Source organism: Sphingomonas sp. LY29, assembly GCF_035593985.1.
GTDB lineage: Bacteria > Pseudomonadota > Alphaproteobacteria > Sphingomonadales > Sphingomonadaceae > Sphingomicrobium.
The window spans coordinates 163,284-175,696 of record NZ_CP141587.1 but is presented as its reverse complement, the minus strand read 5'-3'; the positions used below and the strand labels follow the sequence as shown (position 1 = coordinate 175,696).

Here is a 12,413-nt window from a genome sequence, read left to right as displayed (position 1 = left end):
AGGGGCCGCCTTCTAGCGGCGGAAGAGGGCCTCAAACATTGCCAGGCACGGCTCGGATCGAGGAGCGAAGAATCGCCGGGACAAAAAAAGGGCCCCGATTTCCCGGAGCCCTTGGAGTTGGTCGCTTCTAGCTTAGAGCTTGAAGTTCACGTTCGCGAAGAACGTGCGACCGCGATAGTCGTAACCCGAGTACAGCGGCGCGTTGCCGACGGTGTTGAACCCGATTGCCGTGATCCGCGGCGGAGCCTTGTCGAACAGGTTCCGCACGCCGAGCGTCAACTCGTAGCGGTCGATGTCGAACTGAACCGACGCATTGTGCAGGAAGTAGTTCGGCGTCTCGAGATAATAAGCATCGCGATAGGCCTGAACCAGGTCGGGATCGGATTCACCGGTCAAGTTGTCGAACGCGAAATACTCGTAGGTATCTTTGCGGTCGCCGCCGATCCAATCGACACCGTAGCGGAAGGTGACGTGCTTCGTGGCGAAGGTGCCGTCGAAGTTGCCGACCCATTCAGGCGCCGTCACGATGCCGTTGGCATCCGTCAGGAACTCTTCAGGGAACAGGCGGCTCGACTGCTCGGTGTACTTCGTCACATTGGCGTTGAGCACGAAGCGTCCGCCGAAGAGATCCTTGGCGTAACGGCCGTTGAACTCATAGCCCTTCACGATGTCTTCCGACAGGTTCACGAAGCTGCTGGTAACCGACAGCGCCTGGTTGGCGTCGCGGGTCACGAAGCGGCAGAACCCTGCGTTCGGATCGAAATTCGGATCCGAATAGCAACGGCTCAAGATCGTCCCGCCAGCAAGATCCGAAACACCGTTTTCGACCTTGATGTTGAAGTAGTCGAGCGAAAGCGACAGCTGGCCGAACGAAGCAGGCAGGCGAGGACGGAGAACCGCACCGACCGACCAGTTCTTCGAAGTTTCTGCCTTCAGGCCAGCTTCGGCACCGCCAACGCGGAACACCGTGATGCCGCTGCGCTGCTCGAAGTCGGCCGGGAGACCGATCGACGCGCAGTTGGCAGCCGTGATCTGCTCGTTAGGCGACTGCTCCGACGGATCCGGAAGCGCGCTGCAGGGATCGCTGTCCGATCCGAGGAACCCGCTGGTGGCGCCAAGGAACTGCTCCGCAAGAGCCGGAGCACGGTAGGACGTGCCATAGCTGCCGCGGAAACCGAGGCCGCGGATGGGCTCCCATTCGCCCGCAACCTTGTACGTCGTGTCGCCGCCGTAGGACTTGTAGTCCGTGTAGCGCACCGACGCATTGGCGTTCAGACGATAGAAGAACGGACGATCCGCAAGGATCGGGACGAACACTTCGCCGTAGATTTCCTTGACGTTGTCCGAACCGACCGTCGGTGTGCCGGCGGTGAGGCCGAACAGGTTGCCGTTGATCGAGTTCTGGTCCGGCTGATCGTTGATGCTCTGCTTGCGATACTCCGCGCCAAGAGCCAGCTGGACGTCGCCGCCTGGCATCTTGAACAGCGGGCCGTCGACGCCGAACGCGAAGGTCGTTTCGCGGAACTTGGTCTTACCAATCGTATTGTCGACGATGTAGTCGCGGTAGGCTTCGGGAAGCTCACCACCAATGACCGCCGCCGTGAGGGCCGGAGCTGCGACGCACGTCGGGTTCGACGCCTGGCTGGCGCAGCGGAAGGTGCCGTCGGCGTTCTGGACGACGTTCAACGAGTTCGCGAGGCGATCCGTCAGGAACGATTCAATCTCGTACGTGCCATCGTTCCACGACTTTCCGACATAGGCGTCGTAGCGCCAACCGTCGAAGAAGAAGTCGCCGCGGATGCCGCCCGATGCACGGGCATAGTCGACCGTCTGGCTGCTGTCGGTGAGACCGTAACCAATGAACGCACGCGCCGCGATCTGCTGTCCGCTCGACGTCGGGGTCGGGTTGGCAAACAGGCCGTTACGGATGTTCGCCGGAAGCAGCGGGCTACCACGCAGATAGTCGAGCGAGAGCTGGCGATACAGCGGCGATTCCGATTTACGACGGGTTACGAGAAGCTCGCCGTAGATTTCGGAGTTGCCGAGGAAACCGGCGTCGTAGGTGCCCGAGAGATAACCGGTGTAGATTTCCGCACCGGTGATCAGGGGCTCCTTCTCCTGCTCGGGATCGAAGGTGTCGCGGTCATAGGTGCCGACGCCGAGGTAACCCGGGAACGGACCGGTCGTCTGGCCCGGTGCCGGAACGAAGCGGTTGAAACGACCCGGCAGACCGCTGGTACGACCGATGCCGTCGCGCGTCGGAATGCCAAGCGTGTTGATGGTGACGCCGCCGTTGTCGAGCGTGAAGCAAGACGTTCCGTCGAAGCCGACGCCGTCGGCCGAACCGAAGTCCGAACCCTCACCGTCGAGGAAGCCGCCAACCGGGCAGTCGAAGAAACGCACGTCGTTGCGCGCAAGAGCGTCGCGCTTGCGATATTCGAGCGAACCGATCAGGCTCAGGCGGTCGGCCTGAACGCCAAAGGAAGTGGCGATACGCTTGTCGACGCCAGCGCCAACCTTGGGGACGTTGACCTGCATGTCGACCGACAGGCCCGTCATCTTGCGGTCGGTGATGATGTTCACGACGCCCGCGATGGCGTCCGAACCGTAAACCGACGACGCGCCAGCCTTCAGCACTTCGATGCGGTCGACGATGGCAGTCGGCAGGACGTTCAGATCGGCCGCGAGGACCGAACCGCGCGTTCCGCCCGGAGCGAGGCGACGGCCGTTAAGCAGGATCAGCGTGCGTGCCGGCCCGAGGCCGCGCAGGCCGAGCGTGTTCGCGCCGGTGCCGCCGTCGGTGACGAAGCCGCCGTACGCGTTGTTGATCTGGCCCGAACCCTGCGTGACCGCTGCGCTCTGAAGGGCGTCGGTTGCGCTGTTGAAACCAGCCTGGGTGATTTCTTCGGCGGTGATGACGGTCAGCGGTTCGGCTGTCGTGAACTCGTCGCGACGAATGCGGCTGCCAGTTACGACGACTTCGCCAGCGGTCGAGGGCGCAGCGGCCTCAGCCGGCGTCTGGTTCTCGGCGGCGAGGCACGCGGCCTTTTCTTCCGGATTGGCGACGGTCGCGCAGGCGTCCTCTTCCTGGGGAGCGGCCGGCGCGGTCTGCGCGAAGGCGGGCGTGGCAAGACTTACGGCAAGAGCGAACGCGGAAGTCGACAAAGCAAACGGCGTACTGAATCGCATTGGAAACCCTTATAAATTTGGGAGGCGAAGCGATTCATTGGAGGGTTAATGGCTCGAGTGAAACCGTTTACATCCCTACGCCCAGTGTTTTCCGATATGTGTGACGACAATGACACATTTGTCGGGATGCCGACTTAGTTCGATTGGGCCCTTCCCCCGTCCGCCTAGGTGTGACGATTCAGATACATTGCCATAGAAATGTCTGTTCCAGCCCGCTGCACCATTGAACCCGTGCCGCATTTTGGCATGCTGCGAATCGATATTCGCTCAGGGGGATTTAATGAAAAAAGAATTTTTGCTCGGTGCCACCGCGTTGTTTGGCACCATGGCGATCGCACAGCCTGCGTTCGCCCAGGACACGACCGGTGACACCGATCCGCCCGCCACGCTGACGACCGAGGTCGAAATTCAGTCGGGGGAGAACGACCCCTGCCTGACCGATCCGAACGCACAGAACTGCCAGGCCGTCGTCGTCACCGGCTCGCGCATTCGTCGCCCGAACCTCGAATCGACCGTTCCGATCACGTCGATCGGCGGCGAGACCTTCTTCCAGCAGGGCCAGACCAACGTCGGCGACACGCTGAACGACCTGCCGCAGCTCCGCAGCACCTTTGCGCAGCAGAACCCGGGTCTCGGCATCGGCATCGCCGGTCTCAACCTGCTCGATCTTCGCGGCCTCGGCACCCAGCGCACGCTGGTCCTGGTCAATGGCCGTCGTCACGTCGCCGCCGACATTCTGAACAACGCCGTGTCGCCCGACATCAACACGATCCCGAACGACCTCATCGAGCGCGTCGACATCGTGACCGGCGGTAACTCGGCCATCTATGGCTCGGACGCGATCGCGGGCGTCGTCAACTTCGTCCTGCGTCGTGATTACGAAGGCCTTCAGCTTCGCGGCCAGGCCGGCATCGCCGAAGAGGGCTTCGGCGGGAACCAGTATGTTTCGGCCATGTACGGCAAGAACTTCGCCGACGGACGCGGCAACGTAACGCTTCACGGCGAATATGCCCGCGCCGACCGCGTGTTCGCGTCGGACGTTCCGGCCTTCCGCAGCAACGACAACTTCGCTCCCGTCGATTCAGACGGCGGTGCCGGAATCGTCAATGGTGGCGACGGCTTCCCCGATCGTGCCTTCTTCCGGGGCCTTGGCAGCACGACGATCGATTATCGCGGTCTCATCCCGATCAACCAGCGGTCGAACGACCCCGCGACGCCGGGTTTTGAAAGCGGTGCTTGCGGCAATGCCACGACGCCGAACAACGGTGGGACCAACAGCCTGGGTGCGCCGTTCAGCTGCACTTACATCTTCACTGGGGATGGACGCCTGACGCAGCAGACCGGCGCGCGCTTCGGCACCGGCATCAACAGCGGCATCGTCGGCACGAACGGCCAGTCCGGTCGTGAAGGAAAGACCGTCTCGGTTCTTCCGTTCACCGAACGCTACAACTTCAACATCCTCAGCCAGTTCGAATTCAGCCAGGCGGCTGAAGTCTTCTTCGAAGGCAAGTGGAACCGCGTGAACGCGCTCGGCAACAACGCCGGTCCGTCGTTCGTCCAGGGAACTGGCGGCACGGTCGACTTCCGCGAGCGTCAGCGGTTGGACAACCCGTTCCTGAACCCGGCCGATCGCATCACGCTGGCGAACCTGATCTCGGCTTCTGGTTGCCGCTCGGATCTTCAGGTTACCTGCCCTGCAGCCGGCAACCTGACCGCAACCGATCGCGCCAATATCGCCAACGGCAGCTATCGCTTCGTTATCGCTCGTAACCTGCTCGACGTCGGTCTTCGCGACGAGAAGTTCCAGCGCGATACGTATCGCTTCGTCGGCGGTCTCCGCGGCACGTTCAACACCGACTGGAGCTACGAAATCTCCGCGAACTACGGTAAGTTCAAGGAAGACATCAGCGCCAGCGGCTACATCGATCGTCAGCGTTTTGCGCTTGCGCTCGACGCTGGCCGTAACCCGGTCACCGGCCAGATCCAGTGCCGTTCGCAGTTCGATCCGGCTTCGGCGGTCAAGCTGGTCGGCTTCGGTCCGGGCGATGCTGCGAGGCAGGCCGCATATCAGGCAGCGCAGAGCGCTCGCCTGGCCGCGGATATTGCCGCCTGCGTTCCGTACAATCCGTTCGGATCGGCCGATAACAGTGCCTCGGTCGCCTACTTCGGTCGCACTTTCACCGCGAAGTCCTCGCTCGATCAGCTCGTCTTGTCGGGCTTCATGTCCGGCGATTCGAGCCAGCTCTTCGAACTGCCCGGCGGTCCGATCAGCTTCGCGCTTGGTGCCGAATATCGTCGTGAAAATGCTTCCTATGAGCAGGACCCGTTCACGACCGAAGGTTTCTCGAACGGCGTTTCGATCCCGGCGTTCAAGCCGGACGCCTTCAAGGTGAAAGAAGCCTTCGGCGAACTTCGTATCCCGATCATCAAGGACGTTCCGCTGTTCCACGAGCTCACGCTCAGTGGTGCAGGCCGCGTCGCGAAGTATCAGGGTTCGGTCGGCCGCGTCTTCTCGTACAACGCCGGCGTGGATTACGCTCCGTTCCGCGACCTGCGCTTCCGTGCAAACTACAGCCGCGCGGTGCGTGCGCCGAACGTGTCGGAAACCGGCTTCCCGCTGGTGCCGAACTTCTCGAACGGCTTCGTCGATCCGTGCAACCCCACGGCTCGTGCAGGTAACCCGGTTCGCGCCGCCAACTGCGCCGCCGATCTCGGGCCGTTGCTTGCGAACCTGACCGACGCGACTCAGTCGCTTCCCATCGTCAGCGGTTCAAACCCGTCGCTCGATGTGGAAAAGTCGGACTCGTACACGGTCGGCGGCGTCTTCCAGCCCCGATTCATTCCGGGGATGAGCCTGTCGGTCGACTATTACGACATCACCGTGAAGGGCATCATTGCGACCGTCGCTCCTCAGACGATCGTGAACCAGTGCTACGACTCGGCCTCGCTGAACAACATCTTCTGCGGGCAGTTCGAGCGTTATCGTGGCACTGGCCCCGGACCGCTGGGTGAAGTCCCGGGTCGCATTCTGGGCAACTCGCTCATCAATGCGCCGCTGAACTTCGCTGAGCGCAAGCGTCGCGGTATCGACGTCAACTTCGCCTATCGTCGTGACTTCGGCCCGATCGATTTCAACACCAACCTGATCTACACGCACAACTTCGAGATCAGCAATTTCCAGGACCCGACCAACCCCGACTTCGAAACTCGCGTTCTGGGTCAGCTCGGCGATCCGGAGGACGAGTTCCGCTGGGACTTCGACTTCGGCCTGGGACCGGTCACGCTTGGCTACCGTGCGCGGTACATCGGCCCGATGTACTTCAACACCTACGCCTCGCTGTTCGAAATCAACGGACTGCCTGCCACCGACGTCGATGCGTTCCCGGATCGCAAGTTCAAGGCAGTGTCGTATCACGATCTGCGTGCCGACTTCGACATCGCGAAGGATGGACGTGGCAACGCCTACAAGTTCTACGTTGGCGTGGACAACGTGTTCGACAAGGGCGTTCCGAAGGGTGCAACCACGGCGACTGGCGCCGGCAGCGCGATCTACTCGTTCCGCGGCCGCAGCTACTACGCCGGCTTCCGCGCTCGTTTTTAAACGCGCGAGAGTACGATCGAATTGGGGGTCGGGAGCTTTGCTCCCGGCCCCTTTTTCATGGCCGGCGAATATGGGCGATCTAATTCGCTGGAAAAGCCGGTCGAGGCTGTAAAGACGGCAGCCATCCGAAGGACTACAGGCGATCCCTCACTTGCGGCTGGAGCGAACCCAGCAACCCGACAACGGTCATCGACACGCTCTTCCGTAACGGCTCTCGTTCTCACCGCCTTGCAGCGCTCATTGTCGATCCCACATCGCGGAGGAAGTTTGAGAGCGAGGCTTGGCTGCTTGTCTGTCGTTGGGTTTGATCAGCCAAACGCGAACTAGCCGTGCGCAGGGTGCAGCTCCAAGCCGCACAGCCCTTCCCTCTCCCGAGCGCGGACCGGCGCGACACGCAAAGAAAAACCACCGCGGCGATGCGCCGCGATGGTCATTTCTCTCAGCGCTTTGAAGCGATCAGTAGCGGTAGTGCTCGGGCTTGAACGGGCCTTCCGGAGTCACACCGATGTAAGACGCCTGCTTGTCGCTAAGCTTGGTCAGCTGCACGCCCAGCTTGTCGAGGTGAAGCGCAGCGACCTTTTCGTCGAGGTGCTTCGGCAGGACGTAGACGTCGTTCTTGTACGCCTCAGACTTGGTCCACAGTTCGATCTGCGCCAGCGTCTGATTGGTGAAGCTGGCCGACATCACGAAGCTCGGGTGGCCGGTGGCGTTACCGAGGTTGACCAGGCGGCCCTTCGACAGGATGATCAGCTTCTTGCCGTCGGCAAATTCGACTTCGTCGACCTGCGGCTTGATTTCGGTCCACTTCATGTTGCTCAGCGCGCCGATCTGGATCTCGCTGTCGAAGTGGCCGATGTTGCAGACGATCGCCATGTTCTTCATCGCGCGCATGTGGTCGACGGTGATGACGTCCATGTTGCCGGTCGCGGTGACGAAGATGTCGGCGCGCTTGGCGGCCTCTTCCATCGTGACGACTTCATAGCCTTCCATCGCCGCCTGAAGTGCGCAGATCGGATCGACTTCGGTCACCAGGACGCGGGCACCGCCGTTGCGGAGCGAGGCCGCCGAACCCTTGCCGACGTCGCCGAATCCCGCGACGCAGGCGACCTTGCCGGCGAGCATGACATCGGTGCCGCGACGGATCGCGTCGACCAGGCTTTCCTTGCAGCCGTACAGGTTGTCGAACTTCGATTTGGTCACGCTGTCGTTGACGTTGATCGCCGGGAAAGGAAGCTTGCCCGACTTCGACAGCTCATACAGGCGATGGACGCCGGTGGTGGTCTCTTCGCTGACGCCCTTGATGTTGGCGACGGTCGCGGTGAGGTAGCCCGGACGCTCCTTGAGGAAGCGGGTCAGCGTCGCCGCGAACACCTCTTCTTCCTCGTTCTGCGGCGTGAACAGCGTCTCGCCCGCTTCGACGCGCGCGCCCCACAGTGCAAACATCGTGGCATCGCCACCGTCGTCGAGGATCAGGTTGCAGGTCTGGTTCGGGTCGGCTTCGGTCGACCAATCGAAGATGCGAACGACATAGTCCCAATATTCTTCGAGCGTCTCGCCCTTCACCGCGAAGACCGGCACTCCCGACTTGGCAATCGCGGCGGCGGCATGGTCCTGAGTCGAATAAATGTTGCACGAGGCCCAACGAACCGTCGCGCCGAGCGCGGTCAGCGTTTCGATGAGCACTGCGGTCTGGATCGTCATGTGAAGCGAGCCGACGATGCGCGCGCCCTTGAGCGGCTGCGCCGCGCCGAACTCCTCGCGAAGCGCCATCAGGCCCGGCATTTCGGTCTCGGCGATTTCGATTTCCTTGCGGCCGAAATCGGCAAGGCTGATGTCCTTCACGAAGTAATCGCGCGTCATCGTATCGGCGGAAGTGGCCACGAAGCAGTCTCCAGTGCGTATAGGGGCGGCATTCGTGCCGCGGGAATATCTGCGCCGCCCCTACCCGCGCGAGCGCCGAAAAGCAAATATAAGGATATCTTTATATCACGCTTCGCCGGCGGTTGCGTCGAGCAACCGCGGGTCAATGCCGTCGGCGCGAAAACTTGCTTCCCACCGGTCGCCCACCGCCGTCTCGAACAGGATTTCCTCGCGGCCCGTCGCCGCAAACCAGCCTGGACGCGCCATCTCCGCATCGAGTTGGCCGCCGTCCCATCCCGCGTAGCCCAACGCGATGAGGTAGCGGCTCGGCCCCTTGCCTTCCGATATCGCCCTGAGGACGTCGATCGTGCCGGTCATGGCGCCGAGCCCGGCCACCTTGATCGTGTCCTGCCCGCCCCAGTCTTCGCTGTGGAGCACGAACCCACGTCCAGGCTCGACCGGGCCACCATGAAGGACGGAACCATCGGGAGCATCGCCGGGATCGATGTCGAGCTGCTGCAAAAGCTCCCGCACGCCGATATCGGCGCGCTGGTGCCCGATGCCGATCCCGATCGCGCCATGCTCGTCATGCGCGCACATCGCGATCACCGCCCGCTCGAAGCGCGGATCGCCGATGCCCGGCATCGCCAGCAGCAACTTACCTGACAGGAAGCGCGGATCGGTCATGCCTGCAAAATGCGCGGCGGCCGATGCAGGCGCAAGCCTTGTGAGTGCAGCAGGTCGCGCCTATCTCGCGGCTCACCATTCTCAAGGAGAAATTGCCATGACCATCCAGGTCGGAGAGCGCCTGCCCGACGTCCCCCTCACCCTCGCCACGGCCGAGGGCCCGATCCCGGTCCAGACCGGCGAATTCTTTAAGGGCAAGAAGGTCGCCCTGTTCGCCGTCCCCGGCGCTTACACCCCGACCTGCTCGGCGCGTCACCTGCCCAGCTTTGTCGAGAAGGCGGAAGAACTGAAGGCGAAGGGTGTCGACGAGATCGTCGGAACCTCGATTAACGACCCGTTCGTCATGGGCGCGTGGAACAAGGATGCCGGTTCGGAAGCGATCACGATGCTGGCCGACGGCAATGGCGAATTCGCCGAGGCGATCGGCCTGTCGATGGACGCGTCGAAGTTCGGCATGGGCAAGCGCAGCCAACGCTACTCGATGATCGTCAACGACGGCGTGGTGGAGCAACTGAACGTCGAAGCCCCGGGCGAATATTCGGCGTCGAGCGCCGAGACGCTTCTCGGCCAACTGTAAGCTTATTGCGACCTGCGGCGGGTCTTCATGGCCCGCCGTGCGTTACGCCCTCACACCATCATTGTGAGGAGTAGAAGCATGGCGACCACCAAGACGACCAAAACCCGCTCGGCCCCCAAGAAGAGGGCCAGCGACAACATCGCGGCCCGCGCCGGACGTACGGTTCGCGATCGCCCCTACGCCAGCGCCGCCATCGCAACCGGAGCGGTGACCGCCGTCGCAGCGGCAGCCGCAGGCGCGTTCTTCTTTTCGCGCCGCGACAAGTCGATCAACGAGACCGCCGAGGAACTGTCGGCGAAGATCAAGGGCGGCCTGTCGGACGCCGGCGACAAGCTGCGCGAAGTGAAGGATCGCTTCACGGCGACCGACAAGGACCAGAGCGATTTTGCAGCCGAGGCGCTGTCGCTGAAGGAAACCGGCAAGAAGACCAGCATCCCCGCCGATCCTGTCGTCGAGGACCAACTGAAGGCCGGCGCGATCGCATACTGATCGACCCCAGTCCTGAATGAAAAGAAGGGGAGCGGTGCCATGGCGCCGCTCCCCTTTTTTATGGGCGAAGGCTTACCAGCCTTGCGTCTGGCCCTTGTTCTGCTCGTCCAGCCAGGCTTTCAGCGGAGCGAAATACTCGGCCATCGCTGCGCCCGACATCTGGCGAGTGCCGGTGAACGCCTCGAGCGCGTCGGGCCACGGCTTGGACGCGCCCATTTCGAGCATCGCATTCAAGCGCGTTCCGACTTCCTTGTTGCCGTAGAAGCTGCAGCGGTGAAGCGGCCCCTTCCACCCGGCCGCGTCGCACGCCGCCTTGTAGAATTGGAACTGCAGGATCCGCGCGAGGAAGTAGCGGGTGTACGGCGTGTTGCCCGGAATGTGGAACTTGCCACCGGCGTCGAAGCCATTGGGATCGCGAGCGGTCGGCGGCGTGATGCCCTGATAGTCCAGGCGCATCTTGGTCCACGCGGTGTTGTAGTCGGCCGGCGCGATCGTGCCGTCGAAGATGCCCCAGCGGTAGCGGTCGACCATCAGGCCGAACGGCAGGAAGGCGACCTTGTCCATGGCTTGGCGGAGAAGCAGCCCGACGTCCTTGTCGGCGCTGGGAACGCGCGACCGGTCGAGCAGCCCGACCTGGACCAGATATTCCGGCGTGATCGACAGTGCGACGGCGTCGCCGATCGCTTCGTGGAAGCCGTCATTGGCGCCGTTCAGGTAGAGATAGGGCTGCTGGTTGTAGGCCCGCTGGTAATAATTGTGGCCGAGTTCGTGATGGATCGTCACAAAATCGTCCGCGTTGCGCTTGATGCACATCTTGATGCGGACGTCGTCCTTGTTGTCGAGGTTCCAGGCCGACGCGTGGCAGACGACTTCGCGGTCAGCCGGCTTTAGGAACATCGAACGTTCGTAGAAGGTCTGCGGCAGCGGCGCGAAGCCGAGCGAGGAGAAGAAGTTTTCCCCGGTCTTGACCATCTTCAGCTCGTCATACTTCTTCGCGGCGAGAAGGTCGGTGATGTCGAAGCCCAGATTGCCGGAACCGGCTGGGGCAACGAGCGGATAGATATTTCCCCACTCCTGCGCCCACATGTTGCCGAGCAGGTCGGCGCGGATCGGGCCGTTCGCGGGCTGGACCGAACTGCCGTACTTCTTGTTCAGCTTGTTCCGCACGTACGTGTGCAGCGACATGTAGAGCGGCTTCACTTCCTGCCACAGCCGTTCTGTTTCCTGCGCGAACTGCTCGGGCGGCATGTCGTAGCCAGAACGCCACATCGCGCCGACGTCGTTGAAGCCCAATTCCTTGGCGCCGCCGTTGGCGATCCCGACCATGCGCACATAGTCGTTCTTCATCGGCGCCCCGACATTGTCGTGCCAGCTGGTCCACATCTCGGCCAGCTCCTTGGGCGTCCGCTTGACGTTGCCCATCTCGGCTTCGATGTCGCTGCCATTGATCGGCTTGCCGTTCAGCGTTCCCTTGCCCTTGCCGTAGTCTGACTGCAGCTTGGTCGCGATCGTGTTGAGTTCGGTCGCGGCGCCCGGCGTCGTCGGCGCCGGAAGCACGATTCCGGTGCGCAGGATGTCGAGCTTGCGCTTGGTGTCGTAGCTCAGCCCTTCGACCTGCGCATATTTGGCGGCCTCAAGCGCATATTTGACGCTCTTTTCGGTGCCGACCGCGTTGATCTTGGCCGCCGCGGCGTCGGTCGCGTCGGTGATGTTGGTCGCATTTTCCCAATTGATGCGGCTCGCCTCGACCGAATAGTCGAACAGATCCTTTTCCGCCGCAGCAACGAACGCATCGGCAGCGGCCGCGGTCAGCGCGGTGCTCTCTTCGGCCGGCGCGGCCGTCTCGGGCGTGGCAACAGCAACGGTGTCGGGAGCACCCGTGGTCGCGCAACCGGCCAATGCGAGCGCAAGAAACGAGGCGGAGAAAGCAAGACGGTTCAAGACGGAAACTCCTTGAGAAAACTTGGTCTGATCGCGTGGCTGCAGGAATTGGGCCGAGCGCCAAAAAAG

General features: G+C 62.4%; 7 protein-coding genes. 3 read left to right on the top strand and 4 right to left on the bottom strand.

The window, feature by feature from the left end; all coding sequences use genetic code 11:
* Positions 1–132 precede the first annotated feature (132 nt).
* Positions 133–3,189, bottom strand: a complete 3,057-nt coding sequence (locus SH584_RS00925) for a TonB-dependent receptor domain-containing protein (RefSeq protein WP_324807837.1) — start codon at positions 3,187–3,189, stop codon at positions 133–135.
* A 280-nt stretch (positions 3,190–3,469) separates the two neighbouring features.
* On the opposite strand from SH584_RS00925, the gene SH584_RS00920 reads away from it, so the two are divergent.
* Positions 3,470–6,790 carry a TonB-dependent receptor domain-containing protein gene (locus SH584_RS00920; RefSeq protein WP_324807835.1) on the top strand — a complete coding sequence of 1,107 codons (3,321 nt, stop codon included), beginning with the start codon at positions 3,470–3,472 and terminating at the stop codon, positions 6,788–6,790.
* 456 nt (positions 6,791–7,246) lie between these two features.
* Here SH584_RS00920 and ahcY read toward each other — a convergent pair whose 3' ends face one another.
* Positions 7,247–8,671, bottom strand: coding sequence for an adenosylhomocysteinase (ahcY, locus tag SH584_RS00915; RefSeq protein ID WP_324807833.1), 1,425 nt, complete (start codon positions 8,669–8,671; stop codon positions 7,247–7,249).
* Positions 8,672–8,776: 105 nt separating this feature from the next.
* Positions 8,777–9,337: a YqgE/AlgH family protein gene (locus SH584_RS00910; RefSeq protein WP_324807831.1), complete on the bottom strand. Its 561-nt coding sequence runs from the start codon at positions 9,335–9,337 to the stop codon at positions 8,777–8,779.
* 97 nt (positions 9,338–9,434) lie between these two features.
* Between SH584_RS00910 and SH584_RS00905 the strand changes: the two genes are divergently transcribed.
* On the top strand, positions 9,435–9,914 hold the full coding sequence (locus SH584_RS00905; protein ID WP_322840627.1) for a peroxiredoxin: 480 nt from the start codon (positions 9,435–9,437) through the stop codon (positions 9,912–9,914).
* 78 nt (positions 9,915–9,992) lie between these two features.
* Entirely contained in the window at positions 9,993–10,403 is a 411-nt protein-coding gene (locus SH584_RS00900; RefSeq protein ID WP_324807828.1) for a hypothetical protein, read from the top strand.
* 72 nt (positions 10,404–10,475) lie between these two features.
* On the opposite strand, the gene SH584_RS00895 is transcribed toward SH584_RS00900, so the two are convergent.
* Positions 10,476–12,344, bottom strand: a complete 1,869-nt coding sequence (locus SH584_RS00895; protein ID WP_416385137.1) for a M2 family metallopeptidase — start codon at positions 12,342–12,344, stop codon at positions 10,476–10,478.
* Positions 12,345–12,413: the final 69 nt, after the last annotated feature.